Annotated in this window: 19 protein-coding genes and 1 pseudogene; 10 read left to right on the top strand and 10 right to left on the bottom strand. The window is 58.8% G+C overall.

Features of this window, described 5'->3' with window-relative positions:
- Window positions 1-371: 371 nt before the first annotated feature.
- From PQR42_RS41545 to imuA, 4 genes are all read right to left on the bottom strand, one after another.
- On the bottom strand, window positions 372-1,334 hold the full coding sequence (locus PQR42_RS41545) for an SOS response-associated peptidase family protein (RefSeq protein ID WP_408495492.1): 963 nt from the start codon (window positions 1,332-1,334) through the stop codon (window positions 372-374).
- Window positions 1,335-1,397: 63 nt separating this feature from the next.
- Window positions 1,398-4,547 (bottom strand): error-prone DNA polymerase, encoded by a 3,150-nt coding sequence (locus PQR42_RS41540; protein WP_408495490.1) that lies wholly within the window; start codon window positions 4,545-4,547, stop codon window positions 1,398-1,400.
- 6 nt (window positions 4,548-4,553) lie between these two features.
- Entirely contained in the window at window positions 4,554-6,023 is a 1,470-nt protein-coding gene (locus PQR42_RS41535) for a Y-family DNA polymerase (protein ID WP_408495488.1), read from the bottom strand.
- Window positions 5,953-6,660, bottom strand: coding sequence for a translesion DNA synthesis-associated protein ImuA (gene imuA / locus PQR42_RS41530; protein WP_408495486.1), 708 nt, complete (start codon window positions 6,658-6,660; stop codon window positions 5,953-5,955). Before imuA ends, PQR42_RS41535 begins: the two co-directional genes overlap by 71 nt.
- Window positions 6,661-6,747: 87 nt before the next feature.
- Here imuA and PQR42_RS41525 point away from each other — a divergent pair, with 87 nt between their 5' ends.
- The 7 genes from PQR42_RS41525 to copM all read left to right on the top strand — a co-directional run bounded on the left by PQR42_RS41525 (window position 6,748) and on the right by copM (window position 11,983).
- A complete protein-coding gene (locus tag PQR42_RS41525; RefSeq protein ID WP_408495484.1) occupies window positions 6,748-7,062 on the top strand; it encodes a hypothetical protein in 315 nt (104 codons plus the stop codon).
- A gap of 346 nt (window positions 7,063-7,408) precedes the next feature.
- Window positions 7,409-7,627, top strand: a complete 219-nt coding sequence (locus PQR42_RS41520) for a hypothetical protein (protein WP_408495482.1) — start codon at window positions 7,409-7,411, stop codon at window positions 7,625-7,627.
- A 453-nt stretch (window positions 7,628-8,080) separates the two neighbouring features.
- Complete coding sequence (locus tag PQR42_RS41515; protein ID WP_408495480.1) at window positions 8,081-9,853, top strand: hybrid sensor histidine kinase/response regulator; 1,773 nt, start codon at window positions 8,081-8,083, stop codon at window positions 9,851-9,853.
- A 281-nt stretch (window positions 9,854-10,134) separates the two neighbouring features.
- On the top strand, window positions 10,135-10,572 hold the full coding sequence (locus PQR42_RS41510) for a response regulator (protein ID WP_408495478.1): 438 nt from the start codon (window positions 10,135-10,137) through the stop codon (window positions 10,570-10,572).
- A 255-nt stretch (window positions 10,573-10,827) separates the two neighbouring features.
- Complete coding sequence (locus tag PQR42_RS41505; protein WP_408495476.1) at window positions 10,828-11,328, top strand: permease; 501 nt, start codon at window positions 10,828-10,830, stop codon at window positions 11,326-11,328.
- A gap of 27 nt (window positions 11,329-11,355) precedes the next feature.
- Entirely contained in the window at window positions 11,356-11,562 is a 207-nt protein-coding gene (locus PQR42_RS41500; RefSeq protein ID WP_408495474.1) for a hypothetical protein, read from the top strand.
- Between the two features lie 22 nt (window positions 11,563-11,584).
- Window positions 11,585-11,983, top strand: coding sequence for a CopM family metallochaperone (gene copM, locus PQR42_RS41495; RefSeq protein WP_408495472.1), 399 nt, complete (start codon window positions 11,585-11,587; stop codon window positions 11,981-11,983).
- Between the two features lie 367 nt (window positions 11,984-12,350).
- On the opposite strand, the gene PQR42_RS41490 is transcribed toward copM, so the two are convergent.
- The 4 genes and pseudogenes from PQR42_RS41490 to PQR42_RS41475 all read right to left on the bottom strand — a co-directional run bounded on the left by PQR42_RS41490 (window position 12,351) and on the right by PQR42_RS41475 (window position 17,422).
- Window positions 12,351-13,379 (bottom strand): cation-translocating P-type ATPase, encoded by a 1,029-nt coding sequence (locus PQR42_RS41490; RefSeq protein WP_408495470.1) that lies wholly within the window; start codon window positions 13,377-13,379, stop codon window positions 12,351-12,353.
- Window positions 13,360-14,133 carry an HAD-IC family P-type ATPase gene (locus tag PQR42_RS41485; RefSeq protein WP_408495468.1) on the bottom strand — a complete coding sequence of 258 codons (774 nt, stop codon included), beginning with the start codon at window positions 14,131-14,133 and terminating at the stop codon, window positions 13,360-13,362. Before PQR42_RS41485 ends, PQR42_RS41490 begins: the two co-directional genes overlap by 20 nt.
- A gap of 951 nt (window positions 14,134-15,084) precedes the next feature.
- Window positions 15,085-15,390, bottom strand: a pseudogene (locus PQR42_RS41480) (acylphosphatase); the annotation flags it as partial.
- 271 nt (window positions 15,391-15,661) lie between these two features.
- Complete coding sequence (locus PQR42_RS41475) at window positions 15,662-17,422, bottom strand: hybrid sensor histidine kinase/response regulator (protein ID WP_408495466.1); 1,761 nt, start codon at window positions 17,420-17,422, stop codon at window positions 15,662-15,664.
- A gap of 183 nt (window positions 17,423-17,605) precedes the next feature.
- Here PQR42_RS41475 and PQR42_RS41470 point away from each other — a divergent pair, with 183 nt between their 5' ends.
- Window positions 17,606-17,995 carry a response regulator gene (locus PQR42_RS41470; RefSeq protein WP_408495464.1) on the top strand — a complete coding sequence of 130 codons (390 nt, stop codon included), beginning with the start codon at window positions 17,606-17,608 and terminating at the stop codon, window positions 17,993-17,995.
- A gap of 223 nt (window positions 17,996-18,218) precedes the next feature.
- On the opposite strand, the gene PQR42_RS41465 is transcribed toward PQR42_RS41470, so the two are convergent.
- A complete protein-coding gene (locus PQR42_RS41465) occupies window positions 18,219-19,253 on the bottom strand; it encodes a flavodoxin family protein (RefSeq protein WP_408495514.1) in 1,035 nt (344 codons plus the stop codon).
- Window positions 19,254-19,506: 253 nt separating this feature from the next.
- On the opposite strand from PQR42_RS41465, the gene PQR42_RS41460 reads away from it, so the two are divergent.
- Window positions 19,507-20,643: a glutathione-independent formaldehyde dehydrogenase gene (locus PQR42_RS41460; protein WP_408495512.1), complete on the top strand. Its 1,137-nt coding sequence runs from the start codon at window positions 19,507-19,509 to the stop codon at window positions 20,641-20,643.
- 131 nt (window positions 20,644-20,774) lie between these two features.
- Entirely contained in the window at window positions 20,775-22,040 is a 1,266-nt protein-coding gene (locus PQR42_RS41455; protein ID WP_408495463.1) for a phosphatidylserine decarboxylase family protein, read from the top strand.
- Between the two features lie 140 nt (window positions 22,041-22,180).
- Here PQR42_RS41455 and PQR42_RS41450 read toward each other — a convergent pair whose 3' ends face one another.
- On the bottom strand, window positions 22,181-22,459 hold the full coding sequence (locus tag PQR42_RS41450; RefSeq protein ID WP_408495461.1) for a hypothetical protein: 279 nt from the start codon (window positions 22,457-22,459) through the stop codon (window positions 22,181-22,183).
- Between the last annotated feature and the right edge of the window lie 115 nt (window positions 22,460-22,574).

Raw genomic sequence — 22,574 nt, 5'->3', positions numbered from 1 at the left:
ATGCCTTCCTTTGTAGAGCTGCTCACAGTCGCCCAACAAAATAAATTGGTTGTAACTGTCATATGTAACGGCGGGAGCAACCCTGGAATACCCCAACCCCTCATCCCGGTTCGGATTCTGAGCGACGCGGTGTTCGCGCGGGTACCAGGGCTTGACCAGGAGAAGACCTTCAAACTTGACAAAATCGCGAAAATAGCCACAAAGTCATGGACTCGACTATGTGGTCTGCAGATAGCCATTCACCCGTCAGTTGCTTTGCCAGCAGGTGCGACGAGACAAGGTAAGCGAGTAGCTCAGCACGCGCTCGTAGGTCCTGGTTGAGCGGATTGGTCACTTGTGAGGCCAGCCGTAATCAAGTGGAAGGCTATTGCTTATGCCGCCAGTCGGTGTTCATAGAAAGGCCGGTCCCTGTCGTCAAGTATTGCGTACGAAGCCTCAAGGTCAGACGCATCCGGGCTCAACCACGCGTCCACATTCTCAGGCTTGATGGGAACGATGCACCGGTCGTGACCGGCCGCCGCGACTTCAGGCGGCGGCTCGTCCGTGATGGCCGCAAATGAGAGCAAGTCTGGCTCACCAGGGGCGCTCCATCGAGACCACAAACAAGCGACATGCATCAGCTCGCCGTTGCTCGGGCGAAACTCCAGAACGATGTTTTCGTCTTTCTCATGCGTCTCGCTTAAGGTTCCATCGAACTTTGCCGCGCTGACATTCTCGTAGAACACATCGACGAGAATGACGCCGTGCGTGTAGCCAAAGCACGGCTTCCAGAATCCTTCAAGGTTGTCGCGACGGGCGTTGTAGGTTCCGGGATACTTCACGTCGTAAGACGCGGGCTTGCCCGCGATGCGGCATTGGTAGCGCATCGGCTTGACAACAAGTCGACCGTTCTCCATGACCATGACAGGCGCGTAGTGGCCCGGAAATATGCGCGAGTCTCTGGGCTTGGGCTCATTGCGCTGGATGTCGTCAAGCTTCCGGCGCGTCCAGGCGATTTTATCGGTGGCGATTCGTTGGCTCTCGGTCGCCGCCTTGGTTACCCTTGTCAGCAGCGTCCGTTCCGCGTCCGCTAGCCTCTTGCGTTGCTTGAACAGGTCCTGTTCGAGTTTACTCGTCTGGTCGCGATTGAACTGGTCGATGAATGCTTTGATTCTCTGCTCCGCGTCGGTCTCCGGCGCTGCAAAGGCAGCTTCCATCGCCTTGGGCACTTTTGCCTTATTGATGCCGTCGGCGCGCTCGAAGAACAGACGCGCAAACTCGTCGATGTCCATGAGAGCACCAAAGGTTCGGACAAACTTGCGGTAGTCAGCTTGAATCTGAGCCGAATAGCACATCGCAGTTCTCCAGTTAACGCGTGGTCACAATCCGGAAACTAGCACATCTCCGTCATCTCGGGCTCAGCAGAAATCCCGACTCGTGCTCGTCAAGCCGCCGAGAAGGTGTGACATGTCGACAAGCCTTTGCGCGACCAGATGTCGAACCTCTCCTTGGCATTGCCAGGTCCCATACACAGCGAGCAACGAAGCGCCGAGCGCTTCCTTCCTTTGCTTTTCCAATAGGCTTGGCCAAACGATGACATTCACGTTTCCTGTCTCGTCTTCAAGGGTGACAAACATGACCCCCTTGGCTGTGCCAGGCCGCTGACGCACGGTCACAAGTCCACAGCCCCGTGCAAGTCGTCCATCGCGATAAGTGCGCAACGTCGACGCCGGCATCAGCCGATTTGCAAGCAACTGCGGGCGCAATAACTCAAGCGGATGTCGACCGAGCGTGAGTCCGATGGACCGGTAGTCGGACACGATGTCGTGAGCTTCTGTCGGTGCCCCAAGCTCGGGCGTCTCGTCCTCGACCGCCGCAACGGCGAGCATGTCTCTGTCTGGCACGGCGGCAACAGACTGCCACAGCGCCTCCCGACGATTGCCAGCAAGCGAAGCAAGAGCGTTGGCGTCCGCAAGAACGTGAAGGTCTTTGCGGTCAAGCTGCGCTCGGCGAGCGAGGTCCTTCACGCTCTCGAAGCTTCGAACGGCTCGGGCATTCTCGATACGCTCGGCAGCGCCGTCCTTCATGCCGCGCACCAACGATAGTCCGAGACGCACGGCCGGACGGTCGTTGTTGGCGAAGCGCACCAGCACTGAGTCCCAACCACTAATAGCAACGTCAACTGGCAGCACCTTCACGCCGTGGCGCTGTGCGTCCTGCACAAGCTGTGATGGCGAATAGAAACCCATCGGCTGACTGTTGAGCATGGCAGCAAGAAATGCCTCGGGCTCGTGGCACTTCAGCCAACTGCTTGCATATACCAGCAACGCGAAGCTTGCCGCATGACTTTCCGGGAAGCCGTACTCGCCGAACCCTTTGATTTGCTCAAAGATGCCTTCGGCAAACGACTGCTCATAGCCGCGCTCAAGCATGCCATTCACGATGCGGTCATAGTATTTTTCAAGGCCGCCTTTGCGCTTCCATGCGGCCATTGCCCGTCTTAACGCATCGGCCTCGCCCGCACTGAAACCGGCCGCGAGAATCGCGACCTGCATCACCTGCTCCTGAAAAATCGGGACCCCTAGCGTCCGTCCGAGCGCCGTCTTCAGCGCTTCACTAGGATACGTCACGGGTTCGAAGCCTTGACGACGTTGCAGGTAAGGATGGACAGCACCACCCTGAATCGGTCCTGGCCTGACGATGGCTACCTCAATGACGAGGTCATAGAAGGTACGCGGTTTCATGCGCGGCAGCATGCTCATCTGCGCTCGCGACTCAATCTGGAAAACGCCTACCGTGTCCGCGGCGGAAATCATCTCGTACGTATGCGAGTCCTCAGCCGGAATGTCCTGCATTTCGAATCGCTCACCGCGCTGTTCCGACACAATGTCGAGGGCCCGGCGGATTGCAGACAGCATGCCAAGCGCGAGCACGTCGATTTTCAGGAGGCCGAGCGCCTCAAGGTCGTCCTTGTCCCACTCGATGACGGACCGGTCCGCCATCGCCGCATTCTCGACAGGGACAAGCCGCGTGAGCTTCCCGCGACTGATGACGAAACCGCCTGAGTGTTGAGACAGGTGGCGTGGAAAGCCAAGGAGTTGGGACGCGAGTCGCGCCCACGCCTGGATGAGCGGCTTCTCCGGGTCAAGCCCGGATTCGGCGAAGCGCTTGAGCAGGTCCTGGCTCGTGTCGAACCAGTGATGGCTCTTCGCGACCACGTCGACAATCTGTGGGTCAACGCCAAGCGCCTTGCCGGTTTCGCGCAATGCACCTCGAGGCCGGTATGTTGAAACAGCGGCGGCGATTGCTGCGCGGTCGCGACCATACTTGCGATAGATGTACTGGATAACCTCTTCGCGACGCTGGTGTTCGAAGTCGACGTCGATGTCCGGCGGTTCACCGCGCTCCTTCGATATGAACCGTTCGAACAGCATGTTGCCGCGCGCAGGGTCGACCTCGGTAATGCCTAGGCAATAGCAGACCGCCGAATTGGCGGCCGAGCCGCGCCCCTGACAAAGGATGTGCTCGCTGCGCGCAAAGCGCACGATGTCGTACACAGTCAGAAAGTACGGTTCGTATTTGAGGTCGGCTATTAGCTCAAGCTCGTGCTCAATCTGCCCCTGTACGTTGTGCGGGATGCCAGATGGAAAGCGCCGCTGCGCGCCAATGTATGTTTCCTGCCGAAGATATGCCTTCGGGTTGATGCCCGCGGGTACCAGTTCGTCCGGATATTCATAGCGCAGTTCGTCGAGCGAGAACGTACAGCGGCTCGCAATGTCGACGGTCGCTGCGAGTGCTTCGGCTGGGTACAGATTTGCGAGCCGGAGCCGTGAACGCAAGTGCTGCTCGGCATTTGGCGCAAGTTCATAGCCGCATTCGTGTACCGGCTTGCCTACGCGGATGGCGGTCATCGTATCCTGCAGTGGCTTGCGCGAGCGGACATGCATGACGACATGCCCCAGTGCCACCACGGGCACATCCAGGTTGCGCGCGATGAACTCGACCGAGCCACGGTGAATGTCATCCATGGCGCGCTGGTGAAGCACCAACCCTACCCAGGCGCGGCCCGTAAATGTATCGTCCATCCACTCGACCTGTGCGGCAAGGACATCCTCGTTGGCCGGGAAATCCGGCACAAGAATGGCGAGGCAGTCCGGCATTCCGCGAAGGTGTCGATATTCCTTCTCTGGGCGCGACAGGTCCTGTGGCGTCAGGCGATATTCGCCCTTGGTTGCCCGGGTGCGCGCAAGCGTAATCAGTTCGGACAGGTTGCCGTACCCCTCACGGTTTTTCGCGAGCAGGATAATTCCGAATGCGGGCGAGCCGTCGGCATTGACGAGGCGGAAGAACGAGCCAACGATAAACGGTAGCCTGGCTTCCTTCGCAGCGACGTGTGCACGCACAACACCGGCTAGCGAACATTCGTCCGTGACCGCGAGCGCCGAATAGCCCAGCTGTGCCGCGCGCTCGGACAGCTCCTCGGCATGCGAAGCGCCATGCAGGAAGCTGAAATTCGAGAAGCAGGAAAGCTCGGCGTACGCCGGCAGGACATTGAAGGTAGTGTCCATGGCGCATCAGCCGAACAGTCCGTGAAGGAACCACCGCTGCTCTTCCTCCGCGTCGCGGCTGCTGACGCGCTCGCGATATATCCAGTAGCAACTCTGGTCCTCCGCCTGTGCTACGAAATAATCACGCGTCACGAGCTCACCATCAAACCAGCCAGCTTCGATACGCTCACCGGGCGACACCATCCGCAGTGGAGACCCATAGAAGGGACGATGCTGACGCATCAGCAGTCTCACCGGGCTGTCGAGCATCCAGGTCGGTCTTGGCAGACCGAGCGGAAGTGCTTCCTGCTTCGACTTGAGCGTCACCGGCACCCAACGGTTGGCGACCTCCGGGCGATGGTCAGCGGTGGGCGCGGGACGAAGAACGTTGTCTTCGCCGAGCCGCGCAACGAGCAGCTCAAGGAGACGGGCGTGGTCTTCCTTGGAACCTCCCGGGTCCGGGAACAGCGTGTCGGAGGCCGGTGCCGCAGGTTCCACTTTGGACGCATCGAGTCGCAGCGCGATGACCGGTGCAGCCAGCTCAATCCGGTGCAACCGCTCCTTCAGTAACCTGACTAGATGCTCCTCTTTCCAGGTCGGCTCGCCTAACGCGATGTCGATGTTTGTTGGCTCGATAGCGTCGCGCCCACGTTCATGTTCGAGCAGCAGCTTGATGGCCGTAACCGCCAGTTGCTTGGCGCAAAGCCAGCCACACAATTGCACGATGAGCCGATGCGCACCGAACACTGCGCCGTCAGCATGCTCGAGATGGTCCGGCATTTCGATACGTGCGGAGAAACTGGGCGGCAGCTCGAGCCAGTCAAAGAGTTCGGGCGCGATGCCGAATGCGCGGTCGAGCGAGTCGAGCAGATGTTCACCACATCGACGCTGCAGGCCGGCGCGTGGCAGACGTCTAACGTCAGCAATGGTCACGCAGCCAAGCCCGGAGAACCAGTCTCCGAACGGACGAACTTCGGGAACGGCCATCATCGGCAGAGCGGCCAGCCGTTGCTCAAGCGATGCGAGCTTGAGCACACGGCGGTTCCCAGACTTTGCGAGCAGCCATCCACCCTGGCCGGTGGGCGCAGCGCTGATTCGCGCAGTAAGCCCAAGCGTCCCGAGAACAGTCTTCGCTTCCCGACACAATGCGAGCAACCCGCCAAAGAGTCGAAGACTTGCACCAACCTCAACTACGACGGTCGCTTCGTCAAGCAAGGCGACCTCCGGTGAGAAGCGCATCAAGGCAACACCTACCTCGCGCTGTGCCGCTGCCTCCTTCGCGGCATCGCGTTCATGCATCTCCGTTTCCGGCGACAGTGTCAGCACTCCGCCGCGCTTCATACCGAGGCGCACGCCAGCTGCACGTGCCGTGCTGTCTGTAATGACCACTTTGTCTTTCTCCAGTACTGCACTTCCGTGCGCGGGCTCAGATGACCACTTCGGTCGGAACACCTCGAGCGGCAACTTCGGCAAGTGGACGGCGAGAAAGACGCGCATGTCGGGAAAGCAGAACAGGAGTTGGTTGAAGGGGAATCGACAGAGGCTCTGCGCGGGCGGGCCCTCGTCGTTTCACAATGTCAACGGTCAGACCGTCGGCTGATGGTCTTAAAGCCAGCCGTAACAGCGCGGGCGATGAATCCTGCGCGGCAGCCAAGGGCCTGACCATCACGAAGAGCGTTTCGGATGACTGCGCTGCCAAATGAAGCCGTCGCAGCGATGAGGCCTGCGCGTACTGCGTCCAGAAGATGAGTGCGCTGCAACTGCCTGCCCGCAGAATCTGCTCAGCCGACCAGAGCGCATCTGCGGTCTTCTGCGCTTTCACCCGCAGCACCTGGTCGATGGAAAGTCCGATGTAGCTGAGTCCAAGTCCGTCTGGAGTGTGAGGCGGCTGCACGAATGCAACCGGCCGGTTGCCTGCGGCACTGAGCGCGGGGCGCAACAGCCGCAATTCGCCCACGCCGGCTTGCTGCACCGTCAGGTCAACGAGAGCTCCAACCGGCCAGCCCCCTCCGGGAAGTTCGGCAGACAGCGCGGGATAGCCGGTCTCAACCACCCGCCCACGGCCACGCGCGAGCTGGGACGCACGCCACAAAGACGGATGTATCTCTTCGGCCGTGACAGTAGCGCTGGACATGTGGCATCAAAAAACCTGTATATTTATACAGTATCGTACACGCAATTCTGAGATAGTGAACTGACACTTTTTATCGGGAACTGAATCGTGGATGCACGCGTTCGCAAGGTCGGCCATCCGATGCCGGAGGTGGCAACATTCACGTCAACGATGCGTAATGCTTTCGGGGACGAGTGCGTCGATGATGCGGTCCGGCGCGGCAAAGCTGGTGAGCCGACGTTTTACGCGCGCGAGAATGGACGCACTGTTGGCACAGCAAGTCCGGCGAACGACAATGTCTGGCGCGTCAACGCTGACATACGAGACCGGCATTATTGTCCCGGGTGTGACGGCGGGTGCGTCGGCCAAGCAATTGGTTGCAAAGAGTGGCGGCAACGAACGGCCAGCAAGGAGAAACCGTGAAAAGAATTGGATTGGCGTTACTGGCAGCGACGATGGCGCCGACAGCGTTCGCAACTGGCGGATATTCGGAGATGTGGAATCCACCAGAGGCGCGCACGACCGCACCACACAGCGTCAGTACCGCACACAAGCTGGTAACTCGTCGGCATGTCGCGCCCCATGCAGTGAAAGTGCACGCACGCCGCACGCCGACATCTGCAACCAGGCTCATGGCGAAGCAACACCTCATGCAAGAAGTCGTTCCAGCGAAGGAGCCTGACATGTCGGACATTCCTCGCCAGATAGCTCCCGAGGGAAATGTGCTTCGCGTGAGTTCGCGCGGAGCATCGGCAAAGGTTGGGCGCTGATGGAGTCGGAAAGCTATCGCGACTACAACATGTGGGGCCACGCCATCCTTCAGCAGAAAGACATCCTCCGGCCGGAGCGTTATGCGGGAAGCGGGACCATTACCAAGAGCGGTAAGCTAATCGAAGCATCGGGTGTCCTCGGTCATTTCGACAGTGAAGAGGACGCGCAACATGCTGGCTTGGATTGGGCCCGCGCCTGGGTCGACGCGCACGGGTGAGGCCACGGCCTGGTCAGCAAGCTTGCACTCACCGCCCACGACGTCGTTGAGGACTTCCTGCAACTCGCGAGCTGCCGTGCGGAGCATGTGCAAGATGCCTTGCAGTTAGTGGCGCAGGCCCGATGTCGTCGTGGTGGACATCGCTTGTACCTTGCGTTCAAACGCAAGGCGAGCGAAGGGACATGGGCCGCTAGGCATCGTCCAGCCTGTCTTCGCGAGAGACTTGCGTAAGGCCAGCTTTTCGGCCCTGTGTGAGAACACGCTTAAAAATGTCGCATTGCCGCCGTTCTGTTTCGTAGAATCGGTGAGCGAACCGGCAGAAACATGCATCCGGTGGAGTCCTTAAAACCAGGATAGGCGGCGCAAACGGCTATGATTGTTGTTGCGCCCGTCGAATCCGGACTGGCGTCTCGACGAGCTGGAACGCATTCCTGAAAAAGCCTTTCACAGCTTATGACCATCCCGAAGCCGGACAACATCCGCGAGAGCCATCGCCAGTCGCTCATAACTTCTGCACTGTATTCGAGGCCAAGTCGGCATCCGGATTATGAAGCAGAGGCAAAGGTTTTGGGCGAACTCGCCCATGCCCTGGCCACGTCAGACACAGAGATGCTAGATACACTTGCACGCGAAGCTGCGCGGCTGTGTCGCGCGGACAGCGCAGGCATCAGCGTACTTGAGTCGCCACCCGACCGACCTGCCAGCTTCCGGTGGGCGGCTCTCGCGGGGCGGGCTGTGCCCCTTCTCAATACTCACCGGCCCTTCGACGACAGCCTGTGCGGCGTTACGCTGGCTCTGGGCAGACCGGAGCTGTTCGGAACGCCACAGCGCTTCTTTCCGTCCATCGAGATGCTGTCCCCACCCGTGGTCGAGGCATTGCTCGTGCCAATTCCTGTCCGGGACGACGCGTGGGGCGCCATCTGGGTGATGTCGCAACGTCCTGAAGTTCGCTTCGATGCCGAGGACCTGCGATTGCTCACCAGCCTCGCAGATTTCACCGGCGCGACGATGCATGTGGCGCGCATGAAGGCGCTAGCCGAAAGTCGGGCCATTCAGGCCGAAGCTGCCCAGTCCGCCCTGCGCGAAGCGGAGGCGCGTAAAGACGAATTCATAGCGACACTAAGCCACGAGTTGCGCAGCCCGATTGCCCCCATCGACAGCGCCATCAAATGTCTGGGACGTCTGGAACTCCAATCACAACAGGCGGAGCAGGCGCTGGATATTGCCGAACGTCAGCTCCACAGGTTGCAGCGCCTCGTTGACGACCTGTTCGACGCGTCCAGAATCCGGCAGGGCAAGGTCACGGTACAGCCAGAGAACAGCCTTCTGGCAAACATTCTGAGCGATGCAATTGCCGCTGTCCGGCCGCAAATGGAGGCGCGCAAGCACATGCTTAACGTCACCGCGCCGTCTGAGGCGGTGCTGGTTTACGTCGATGCCGGCCGCATTACCCAGGTGCTTGTCAACGTATTGAGCAACGCCGCGAAATACTCACCAGATGGCAGTCGCATAGTTTTGACTGCGGCTGTAGAGGCTCCGGCAACACCTACCGGGTCGACGACTGAGCCTACCTTGTTGATGACCGTCGCCGACGAAGGATATGGCATATCCGCACCAGCGTTGCCTCACGTCTTTGACATGTTCACCCAGCGCGGTAGCCGCTCTCCTTCGACGGAAGCCGGTCTGGGAATCGGGCTCGCCCTGGTGAAATATCTGGTAGAGGCGCACGGCGGCACCGTCACGGTCCAAAGCGGCGAGTCGTCCTCCGGAACAACGGTAACCATTCGTCTGCCGTTGGCGCGCGGGCCTGAATTGCCCGGTACACCGCCTCATGGCGGAGTGCCTTGCGCGGCGCCCTGCCGCGTGCTCGTGGTGGATGACAACAGGGATACGGCGGAGTCACTTGCGCTCCTGCTCAGTCTGGACGGCCACGTCGTCCGTACCGCAACCAGTGCGCCTGAGGCACTGAGCGCTCTGGACGACTTCATTCCTGACGTCGCGTTCATCGACGTGAATATGCCTGACATCGATGGCTTTTCGTTGGCGGCAGAGCTACGAACCCGGCCAACGCTTAAACATCTGAAGCTCGTCGCATTGACGGGAGACGCGTCGGAGAACGACCGCGTGGCAGCGCTTGCAGCTGGCTTTGACCGTCACATGACGAAACCCGTGGATATGCAGGCACTTACTTCCATCCTCGCGTCCGGTGGGGACACGTCGCGCTGACGAAACGGAATTTCGGCTCGTCCTGACCGACAGCTCAAGCGGGGAATCGAGGTGACCATATCTGGGGCAGAGCAAGAGGAAGGATGCGGCGGTCGACCCGACCCGGTGCCGGCGCCTGTGCGGTCGCGGTTCCTCAGGTCCGGACCTCGGCGCCGTGCCGTAATTGCCGTGTAGCAGGTGCGCGACTCTCGGCCTAGGTAGTGCCTACGTACCGCAGCAAGCCTTCCCTCGGGTACAGCGTTTGCGCCAGACAGGGATAATCCTGTGACGCGTGAAGTGCCATGTCTACCGTACTCCTTGTAGACGATGACCTTGAAAACCGGTGGGCTCTCCAACTGGCCCTGGAAAGCGGCGGCCATCACGTGGTACTTGCCGAAAATGGATGCGACGCGTTGCGGAAGGCAGCCCGTAATATTCCACAACTCGTTATCACTGACTGGCAAATGCCTGAAATGGACGGCGCAGAGCTATGCCGCCGTCTCAAATGTCAGCCGTCCCTCGCAGGGATACCGGTCGTCATGTTGTCCGCAATGCTGGAACCACCGGATGAACCGCGTGGCTGGGCTGCTTTCCTTCGCAAGCCGGCTCCTATCGACCTGCTGATGCACATAGTTGATTTGTTCATTGCACGACGGCTGACTACGAAGCGTACCGAAGCCGCTCGTGAAGAGCGGAGCACTTCTCGTTGGCGCCCCGTCGATTCTCGTTGTTGGCCCTGACTTGCGCGAGCCTAGCGGCACACCTTTTGCCTGCCCTGCACGCCGACACGCGACCGGCGGCTGGTCAGGATGAGAAACACGACAGGAATGAAGTTACCGCAATATGAATGAATGAAACGATTGAGTTTGAGCGGCACTTGCTGAAATATGCCCCGCGGCCAGGCGTTTGACCTCCCTACTCGGCCGGCCGTGTTGCCACAGCCCGAGCAAAAGGGTGATTTGGTCATCGAAAAGCCGAGTCGGCGCGCTTGCTTAATGAACCGAAGTACTTGCACATCGTTGGGCGAACAGCGCGGGAGCTGGAAGCAACGTCTCGCTTCGCGGGAGGGGTGGATAGCCATCAGCCACAGCTACGTGATGAACTGGTCGATGCTGTGGCGCGACATCGGTATCGGGCAACTCGTCGCGGGCGCGCTCGGCGCCTGGGTGCCGGACAGCTTCTGGCAGAAATTCTTCCTCGTCAGTCATCGAACGGCCGCAATGATTTGGGGTGCATTTGTAGGTCCGCTCATTGCCGTTGCGTCGTTTACATGTTCCGTGGGTAACGTGCCGCTCGCCGCCGTACTGTGGAATGGCGGTATCAGCTTCGGCGGTGTCGCTTCGTTCATCTTTGGCGACCTCATCATTCTTCCCATCCTTAACATCTACAGGAAGTACTACGGCGGCCGGATGACGGTGTTCCTCGCAGTGACCTTCTATCTTGCAATGGTCTCAGCGGCACTCGTGGTCGAAGCGCTGTTCCAGTCCTTCGGGTGAGTCCCGACGGAACGGCATACGGCAGTCGTGGACGCAGCGATTACCTTCAACTACACCACCGTGCTCGACGTCATCTTCTGTGCCCTCTTTCTCGCGCTGATGGTCATATTTTTCAGGACCGGCGGCTCCGAGATGATGCGAATAATGGAGGTCCGTGAACATGAGAACGGCTTCCACGAACATCATGGCTCGCATAAGCATGCTCACCATCAACATCACGGTCACTCCGAATGACCTTCCACCACGGAGATTCAAGATGAAATACCCATTCGCTCGCAGCGCAGCTACGGTTCTCACAGGTATCGTATTGGCCATTGGGACTCTTCCCGCCGGCGCGCAACAGGGCGCATCGATGCCCGGAATGAAGATGTCCAGCTCGGCTGATTCTGGGGCAGGCCCGTCGACACCTGCTTTCAAGGAGGCAGACGAGAAGATGATGAAGGATATGAGTGCACCTTCATATACGGGAGACGCCGACAAGGATTTCGTGGCGCATATGATTCCGCATCACCAAGAAGCAGTAGCGATGGCAGAGGTCGAACTTAAATACGGAAAGGACCCGGAGTTAAAGCGATTGGCCAAAAACATTCTCAAGGCCCAACACGAAGAGATTGCGTTCATGCAACGTTGGCAGGCGAAGCACGGCGGCAAATGAGATTGTAAAGTGTCGAAGGGCTGCCAACCCGCAGTGCCTGGGCGGCCAATGTCTGGCTGGAGTGGCGATGGACGGCCGTGCTCGTCGCGAGGCCGAAGCTAAGACGCTGACGGAGCAAACGACATCGGCGATACGGGAGCAGCTCGAAGGACGGAGTGCATGGATGCTACAACTTATTTTTGACTCGGCGGCGGTCTATTCGCCACGGTAGCGGCGATGTAGGCACTGCTGCGCACGCTCGCCTCCCGTTCCTGGAAATCTTTGAAATAGCGCTGCGTGGCCCGTAGTGCCTGCCGACAAAGTGACGGTCTCGCAGGCGGGTCCTTCGCATAGCGCGATACACACCAGTTTAAAAGCACCAGCACCATCAAATTCCCACAAATCGCTTACGAATTTCATCCTTGAGAACGTAGTGCAAAGTCGTCATTCCGAGCACTGAAGCGATGATGATGGTAATCCAGGAATCTGCATCAAGTGGGACCATGCCGAGCGCCTTCTGCAAGGGTGGCCAATAAACTGCCGCAAGCTGAAGCAGCGGGGCTGTGGCCAAAAATGTAGTAATGGTTCGACGCTGCAACGCCGTGCCGGCCTTTCCCCGCTCCTGGGTTGTCACCAGCGTAAGCACGTACAAGCCGATAAGTACAATCACCGACACGCTGGCTGTAGTACCGTATTGCTCACCCCTGTCCTGGAACAGGAAGAAATTCGCGTACACGAGGAGTGAGCAAAACGCGGTAACGAGGCCGGCGAGAATAGCGAACTTCAACGGTTCCCCGAGGAAGCGTTTCGTCGATTGTTTTCCGATGCCCGGCTTCATCAGCGTCAAAAGGGTCGCGGGTACGCCTATCGTCAGGATGTCAATCCACGTAATGTACCGGGGGCTCAGGGGGAAACTGAGCCCAACAAAACCTACGAATCCGACAAAGAACAGGCTGTACACGTTCTTCGTGAGGAACAGCTGCAGAATGCGTTTGATGTTGTGAATAATTCTGTCACCCTCTTCGGAGAGGGCGGGCAAATGAGCAAACGAGTCTTTCAATAAAACGATATCGGAGACATCCCGAGCCGCGGCGGCTCCGGAGTTCATGGCAACACCAATATCTGCCTGTTTTAGCGCCAGCACATCATTAACTCCGTCGCCTATCATGCCCACGAAGCTGCCGTGCGATTGCAGGCACTTGATAATCTCCTGCTTTTGGGCCGGCACGAGTCGCCCGAAAAACTGGCCGTCGTCGACTGCCTTCTCGAATTCCTCAGGGTTCATGCCGGCCAGCCCCAGGCCGCTCAAGGTCGAACCGTAAACGGTCATGCCAGCAAGGCGTGCGACTGCTGCGACGGTCAGCGGATTGTCGCCGGATAACACCTTCAGACAGACGTCACGATGCACTGCCCACATCGGTACGAAGCTCGTCGCAGAGAACAACGAACCCCAAAAAACGCATATCGCCTGAGGGCTCCGATAATGCCGCGTCTGAACGGCCTATAACGAGCACGCGCATGCCTTTGTGCAAAAGCGTATCAAGCTGCTCTCTCTGGGAGGGTGTCAGAAGTTTCTCCCCGAGCGCCTCAGGTGCTCCAAGCCAGAGAGAAAATTCCTTCCCATCGACATTCAGGCGTACGGCGCTTAACTTCGTCTCACTGCTGAACGGCAACTCGCCAAGCACATTGCTCTTGAGGGCCGGATAGGCGGAAGCAATTGCCTCGGTGGTCTGGTTCTGAGAACCAACGGCTCCGACGAAAAGCTGCAAAAACCGACCGACCGCATCAGTCGAGCCGGAGAACGGGACCAACGAATGAAACTGCAGATGATTCGTTCCAAGCGTTCCTGTCTTGTCCATACATAGCACGGTGAGGTGGCTCAATGATTCGACCGCACCGAGTTTTTGGACCAGCACCTGCTTTTGCGCGGCTCGTAACGCTCCCATGGCGAACGCAAGCGTCGACACCAGCACCAAACCTTCCGGGACTAGTGCCTTAGTCACCGTGACCAGCGACAGAATCGTGTCTTTGGCGGAAAGGTGCTTGATGTATGCCGACATGAGTAACAACACGACGAGCAGTACGAGGATTGCCCTCACCGTCTTCAATCGCGGAGAATGAACATGTCCGCCAATAACTACCGAAAATTTGCGGCAAAGCGCTCGAAACATGCGCCGGCTGCACCTGTTATCCAAGCAGAAAGTCCGCCACTCCGCCTGTCGCTGTGCGTGAGTATCACGAGTTGCGACGTCGGGAGAGCCTTGAAGCCATGCAACGTCGCATTGACGTGTCGCACAAAGCAGGCGCCTACAACATTGACTACAAGAAAACGTGAACTAATGACGCGAGAAGGACGCTAGCCGCAGCGCAGGCGGATTTGCGCTAAGAGCTTTCTTGAAACTGTGCAGAGGGCAGCCAGGGAACGTGCCAAGGCGCGGTGACTTTCAACTGCGCCGCCGCGTCCTAAGAAACAGCGCGGGCGCCAGTCTTGATGGGAGAGATGCCACTCGCATGGGCCAACTCCTTGTTCTGGCTGCCATAAACCCTACGCTCGAAAACGAGCACCGATACACGCAAGCTCAAGGAATTGAACAGAAGCGCTATCAGGAGCGAATATCGGGAGACGCCTCGCTCACGCATAGGGAATTACACAGATTAGAGATTATATGATTACCGGAGCGGTGGACCGAGAAAACTCCTTGGCCACAGGGGAGGATTCAGAAGTGGATACCCATTTTCCGTGGGTGGAGGACAAGCAAAACGTGTGTGGAGGACAAGTAAACTGTGGGTGGATGACAAGTAAAACGTGGGTGGAGGACAAGTCATGTCGATGAACTTCTACATAATGGTTGCATCGTTGGGATGTGCCGACCGCGTCGGCGAAGGACGGGGTCACCTCACCAATAGCGGTCCCAAAACACCATGCTCGCAGATGGCACTGGACGGGTATTCGAGCGCGCATATCGCGGAACGAATCCTAGCGGCCCGACGGCTCAAGGCCGAACGCGGACTGGCGGCTGTTGCTGTCATATCCGTTTCAATCCGCATCGGGGCGCGCTGCGCGACATTGTTCCAGCTCCCTGCTGAGCGTAACCTCCACTGCAGCGGTTCCCCTGCATTAACAGCGTGGGCAAACGCTCGAAGTTGTCAAAGCGGGCGAACGGTGGCGGCACCTCGGTTACCTCAAGCGCGTCGACAAGTGCTGCGGACATGCCCTCGCTCAGCCAGGCGCAAATTTCTGCCAGCTGCTCCGGCGAGCCCTGCAGCATCGCCTCTACCGAACCATCCATCCGGTTGCGGACCCAGCCTGTGACGCCTAGCGCTGTCGCCCTGCGTACACAGGCCTCCCGATGGCCGATGCCCTGCGCCTGGCCACGCACCTGCACCAGTCGGGTCTCGATTGGCTCGTCCTTATCGTGAGATTCCATGCGCGTACTCCCGTTGCAAGCCGACGCATCTGCGAATGCGGTTAATGAAGCGGCCCGGCCGCAGTCGCATGCTCGCGTATCTTCTCCCAAGCTCTTGCAGGAAATGCCAAGGAAGCGGGCTGTCTCGGAGAGGTGGCCCTGGTGTTGCAGCTGCGCAGCGCGAATGAACGCGTTCTCGCATGCAGCCATGTAGCCCTCGAGCGGAGTGTCCATGCCAGCGCAACTATCGTGTGAAACTGTCTCCCGTCGTTTGTCATCGGCTGACTCAACCCTATGAAGCTCGTAGAACATCTGCGAGGTCATCGAGCGACAGCGGCTTGGTCAGATGACCGTCAAATATCCGTTCGTCGGTCTGGAGTCTGCCGGCGGCATCGGTGTAGCCCGTCAATGCCACCAGCTTCGTCAGGCAGCACTGCGCCCGCAGACGAAGCAGTTGCGCAAGCTCAAGGCCGTCCATGCCAGGCATTGTGATGTCAATCAGGGCAACATCCGGAGTAAATGACTCCACTATCGAGAGCGCGTCGGGCCCGCTCTGTGCGCGCTTCACTTCGTGCCCCTCCAGTTCCAGCAAGGTGCCTACTGCCTCCGTCGCGTCTGCGTTGTCGTCTACAAGGAGGATGCGCATTGGTGCCATCGTGCGCCTCGCGATGATGGTGACCTCACCCGTGCTCGCGCAGACGATGGGCAGTTGCAGGCTGACTTCCGTCCCCTGGCCTTCGCCAGCGCTCGCAATTGTGACTGTGCCATTGTGTGCCGTCACCAGATGCCTCACGACGGCCAGTCCAATTCCGAGTCCGCCTCCTGCATGCCGGCGCGCCGAAGCCGACTGGGCAAACATGTCGAAGACGTGTGGCAGCAACGAAGATGAAATGCCAGCGCCGTTGTCCTTCACCGTGATGACTGCGGTGCGAGGCGATGAATCGTGTATCGAACCGGTGTTGAGGTCCGGCGCCTCTACCAATAAAGTGATGTCGCCGCCGGGGGGGGTGTATTTCACCGCGTTCGACAGCAGATTCGACACAACCTGCGTGAGACGGGCCGGGTCCGCGTGAACGGTCACCGGATACGGCGGAACAATGGTATGCAGTCGATGCTGACCGTTGTTGGCGTCAGCTTTCATCGCCGTCACCGCGTCCCCCACGATGTCCTGAAGTAACCCGTAGGAGGGACGGACGGAAAGTTTGCCGTGCCGTATCCGGGACGCGTCGAGCAGGTCGCTCACGAGTCGTTTCAACAATCGAATCTGCCTGTCGGCGATACCCAAAGCCGACAACACGGCGGAATTGTCTGAAGCGAGCTTCCGCGCTGCAGTCAGGGCGCTGTCAATCGGGGCAATGGGATTGCGCAACTCATGGCTCAGGGTCGCAATGAAATCGTCCTTGCGTGCTTCAGCCAGAGCCAGTGCATTCCTCGCTGCCTCCGCTTCAGCCGCGCGGGCTTCAGCATCAGCCTTTGCCCGCGTTATGGTGAGCGCAGCGCAGGTGAAGTTCGCGAGGCTGGTCAGGATTCTGAGGTCCTCGGAGTCAAACAGGTGCTCCTTGTCGTGAGACATCACCGAGACAGTGCCCCATGGCTCCGGTTCGCCAGGAATCGGTACGACCAGTTCTTCGATAATCTCGGGGACAACGTGCTGCAGACATGTGAAGTAGTTTTGGGGAAACGAGAATAGTTGCCCCGTAGCCAAATCGAGCGTGATGCCGCTCGGGCTGTCTTCCACCGGTGGCGTAGTACCTATGGCGGCGACGCATTCGCCCGAAACCGCAGCCCAGCGGAAGACCGGTGCGCCGTCGGCGCCGCGTTCCAGCAACGCAATGCCCGCGCTACCCGCCTCACACAAATTAAGTGCCATGTCCGAGAGCGTCTGGAGCATAGCGCCATCCGAGGAGGTCAGCGCCCGCGCCAGACGATGCATCGATTCGCTTTCAGCAGCGAAATCGGGCGGTCGATGGGGGCGCGTGCCAAGCGCCGTTGTGGCAAGTGTGCCCGCGTAGCGTGCGCGGTCCGCTGCGGAGGGCGCAGACGGTCTGACCATATGGCCTCCAAGTTGTAACTTGCACCACCGATGAGCGGAAAAAATTGCCGCGCTGGATAGATTGTAGTCGCTGCGCCACAAAGACCAATGGCGGCAGCACCGCCGACCGCAGCGGCGGCGAGGCCAGGAACGTTTATTGCGACAGTATTAGGTTAACCTGTTGATGCGAAAGCGGTCCGTAAATTGGCGACGTTACTTCTTGTTGACGATGACCCAAACATTCTGCGCCCCCTTCGATGGCTGCTGGAGCGAGAAGGATTCCGCGTGCTCACGGCGCTCGACGGGCAGGCGGCGCTCGATGCCGCTGCTATCGAGAGACCAGGTGTCATCGTGACCGACTGGATGATGCCGCGCATTGATGGCGTTGAATTGTGTCGACGATTGAAGGCCGACGTTGCGATGGCCGGCATTCCAGTGGTGATGTTGTCGGCCGCGTTGCCGCCTCATCCGAGTGAACAGTTATGGAACGTGCTTTTGTTGAAGCCAGCCCCCATAGGTCAGCTGATAAAGCTGATTCATAACCTTCTGGACGAACCACACCCGGAAGTGCATGAATACACGTGCGAGCACTGAACATTCGATACCTTGCTCCCGCGGCCCTAAACTGGACGAAGCCGTGAACGTGACTGCGCCTCTTCTGTCGCTATCTGATACGCGACGCCACCAGCTTCGCAAGCCAGTGTCGGACTGCTTCTGTTGCAGGTTAGCGCCTCCGTGAGGGCGGTTCAATGGAGTGGCTCGGCCTGGCTAAGCACAGCTATCTCGCTCGCCGAATCGGGTCCAACTGAACCGTGCCTTATTTTGACCGTGGCGCTTCCAGGTTCGCGTCGGGTTCTTCGAGCTTGCCCGCTCTAATGGCGGTGACGGCGTTCGCAACGGCAAGCGCGACATTCACCACTTCCTTTTGCATATCGTCGTCTGCATCCAGGGTGGCATGACTCGTTGCATAGGGTTCGTAATAGCCGATAAACCGGTCGAGACGGGATTTGCCTCCCGCTTCAACGAAGCCCATCCAGTCCAGCCAGTCAGTCAGCGCACGGCGAGAACCTTCTATGCCCGCGACGTCGCCATGGACGACCAATCCATAGGCACGACCTGCGAGGTGCTTCGGATAGTCCCACTCAGCAAGCTCCAGCTTTTTCGCCTCTTCCGCCTTTTTCCCGTGCGTGCTCGTCGGGTCGGGATTTCCACCATCAGCACATACAAGCCTGTCCATCAGGAGCTTGAGCGGGCTGCTCACCTGATACCAATACACCGGTGTGACGAAAATGACGGCGTGGGCCGACACAAAGCGCTCGTATATCTCGTTCATCCAGTCGTTCACCATCCCGAGCGAGTGATTGGGATAGCAACTACACGGCCAGTGACAAAGAGGCATAGCCGTTGAGACACAACCCTTGCAGGGGTGGATATGTAAATCGCGGTCCGACGTGAGGCGCAACAGGTCCAGCAAGTCCACTTCAATGCTCTTCGACTCGAGCGTAGCTTGGACAAGCGTCGATATACGAAAGCTTTTCGACATCTCGCCCGGACACGAATAGTCGTTGCGAGATGATGCATTGACGATGAGAACGCGACTCGCCGATGACGGGTCGGCCTGTTTGCGCTGCGCAGTTTTGATTCGCTCGCTGGCATCACGCCATTCGACAGATAAATCGTAGTCTGGGTCAGCGAATCCCGGTCCGGCCTTGGCCGTGATGGGGGACTTCCGTCCTTCCGCATACGCATCCCATGCGATTTCTTCGAGCCGTCCAAGCGACGCGTCTTCGCCACGAAACGCAGGGTCATAAAATCTGGCCATGAATCGCTGCCTGAAGGCCTCGCGTGACATCTTCTCTGTTACCTGACCTTTTCGAACCTCAATCTTCTGTTCCGTGGTGCGCTTTTTTGGGTCCTCCCCAGTGTCTGCCGACATCGTGTTCTCCCTGGCGCTTGAATATCCGGCGCGTGCTGATTTCGACCACTGCGCAATTGCTGGACCAGTCGACAGCCAACCATGCCGACACCTTGAGGCACGGGAGATGCTGAACTGGTTGCCACGCTGTCCGAACGGCAGTGCCGCCAATTTCAATGGAGATGGGAAAATGAAAGCACTTGTTTACGAGGGGCCACGCAAAGTCGTCGTGAAGGAAATGCCCGACGCTAAAATTGAGAAGCCGACCGACGTCCTTGTGAAAATCACGACCACCAACATCTGCGGTTCAGACCTGCACATGTACGAAGGTCGCACAAACATGGAGACCGGGCGTATCCTGGGCCATGAGAATCTTGGTGTTGTCGCCGAGGTCGGAAAAGGCGTCGAGCGCATCAAGGTGGGTGACCGGGTATGCCTTCCCTTCAATATTGGCTGCGGGTTTTGCAAGAACTGCGAGAAAGGACTGACCGGATTTTGTCTGACCGCAAACCCGGGGGTTGCGGGTGCAGCGTACGGGTTCGCGGGCATGGGTCCATATAGCGGAGGGCAGGCGGAATACCTCCGTGTTCCGTTCGGCGACTTTAACTGCCTCGTCCTGCCGCCTGACGCCGAAGAAAAAGAGAACGACTATGTGATGCTGTCGGATATTTTTCCCACCGGCTATCACGCGACAGTTCTTGCCGGTGTCGAGCCAGGCGACAGTGTAGTCATCTACGGTGCCGGACCGGTCGGACTGATGGCCGCTCTTTCCGCGTCAATAAAAGGCGCAAGCAAGGTGATGGTTGTCGATACGCATGCGGACCGGCTGGCGCTCGCGGAAAAGCTCGGAGCCATTCCGATTGATGACAGCGATGGCTCGTCGGCTGACCAAGTGATGGAGCTAACCGGTGGCGAAGGCGCGGACCGAGGCTGCGAATGCGTTGGATACCAGTGCAGTTGCAAGGGCCACGAAGTGCCGAACGCGACAATGAACAACCTCATCAAGGCGGTGCGGCCGACTGGGGGTATCGGCGTCGTCGGCGTCTTCGTCGCGGAGGACCCGAAAGCTGAAGACCCACTCGCCAAAAAAGGCCAGTTGGCGCTCGACTTCGGCCAGCTTTGGATGAAAGGGCAACACATCGCGACGGGCCAGGCGAACGTGAAGGCGTATAACCGGAAGCTGCGCGACCTCATAGCCGCAGGGAAAGCGAAGCCATCTGAAATCATCTCTCACCAGCTACCGCTCGAAAAGGCGGCGGAGGGTTACGCCCATTTCGACGCTAGAGATGACGGATGGACGAAGGTCGTGCTGAAGACGGCGGCGTAGCCGTATTGAAGGTTTTGCCGATGACGCATTTGCCGCTGGAGTAAGAATGTACCCAGCGGCCCTTAGCCTGTGTCCTGACGCGGAGCGGGGCATCCTCGGGCTGGCTTCTTGCTGTCTGCCAGCATCGAAGAATGAAGGAGCAGCAAATGGCCGGTCGCACAGAAAGCGTACTTGAAGAACGCCGCCGTCTAGGCGGCTGGTTACCGCGCAAGGAAGCGGAGCTCATTGCATTTAGAAAGGACCTGGCCAAAAAAGCGCGCGAACGCGCGAGCTTGGCTCCCCGCACGTCGGCCGTGCAAGAACTGGCGATGCTCATCGACGGTGACCCAGTGCTTCGTATGGACCTGAGTCGGGCCATTACAGACGCCATAGAAGCTGGGTATGAGCTTGGATATTCCTCCAGCGAGGAATTGATGGACATCGTCGACTATCTGATGACCTATGCACCGCGCTTTAGTGAAGCCAGTTTGATTCACTGCCCATTAAACGCGGTCCTTGATTGGCCTATGTGCATGCCCTCTGGATATGCGCTTTTTCGCAACCCCGTCGTAAACGCCAAGCTCAAGCAGGTACTCAACGTCTGGTCTGGCTTTCTTGACGGGCCGCATTCGCGCAAGTATCTGAACTCATCGGCTCCTGAAGGGTGGCTCTCTCCTGAGGCTCAAGAGCAGCTCGGGCTATCGCAGTTTGTCTGCGACCCGGATAAACCCTACTGGGGCTTCGAATCGTGGAACAGCTTCTTCACTCGCCGTTTCCTTCCCGACGCGCGACCAGTCGCTGAACCTGAGAATTCCAAAATCATCGTCAGCGCGTGCGAAGCCTCTCCATACAACATCCAACACGACGTCGAACTCCGCGACCGCTTTTGGATTAAGTCTCAGCCCTATTCGCTGGAGGAAATGTTCACCGCGCGCGAACTCGAATTGGCGCAGCAGTTTGTGGGTGGGAGCGTGTACCAAGCCTTCTTGAGTGCATTCAACTATCATCGCTGGCACGCGCCGGTAAGCGGCAGGATAGTAAAGGCGTACCACGTCGATGGAAGCTATTATTCCGATGCTGAATCGGAGGGTATCGACCCGGGCGGGCTGAACGACTCACAGGGTTACACGACCGCGGTTGCAGCGCGCGCCGTTATCGTCATCGACTGCGACGACCCGGAGATTGGCCTCGTCGGCTGCATATTTGTGGGCATGGCCGATGTGTCGTCGTGCGTCATTGAGGCGCTTCCTGGTCAGCATGTCGCGAAAGGCGGCGAGCTGGGATACTTCCAATACGGAGGCTCGACATACTGCCTGGTGTTCCGGCCTGATGTAGTGCAAAGCTTCGCGGCTAGTCCGCCATTCGACGACGAGGCGCCGCCTATCAAGGTCAGCGCGCACGTTGCCACCGCGCGCTAGAGGTCAATGTTGAAAGGCTCGCGGGGGACGTTGCGCAGGCCGCGAGCCACCGCTTCCAATGCGCAGACAGCACGGAGAGCGAGGGTTGGACTGGACGGCTGTCGAAAACGCGCGTTGAAATGACCACCGTCCCTTATCCGTCAATTGCCGCCTGAACCCGCAGTGGGGGCCGATGCCGACATGGCGGCATTCGACTTTTTATGCATCTTTTTGTGCGACGTCGTTCCGGCGGGTGCCATAGTATTCGCACCGGAAGCGCCAGACACCGTATCGGTCGAGCCACCTGCGTTCGGCTTACTCATGCCCGTGCCACCTTGACCACCGGCGGCTCCTCCGCCGCCCGCACCTTGCGCATATACATTCGCTGAAACACCGAGAATGAATGCTGAAATCAAAAATCCTTTTGTCGAAACTCGCATGGTCGTCTCCTCAAAACCAGAGCGGTCGTTAGCACCGGAAGGTGTGAGCCCGCGTACGGCAATGCGCAATTCGCATGCCGCTGCGCCGGAAACCACGCTCTACGTCCGGCCGGCC

The organism is Paraburkholderia sediminicola (assembly GCF_046027355.1).
Classification (GTDB): Bacteria; Pseudomonadota; Gammaproteobacteria; order Burkholderiales; family Burkholderiaceae; genus Paraburkholderia; species Paraburkholderia sediminicola_B.
This window is presented reverse-complemented; position numbering and strand designations above follow the sequence as displayed.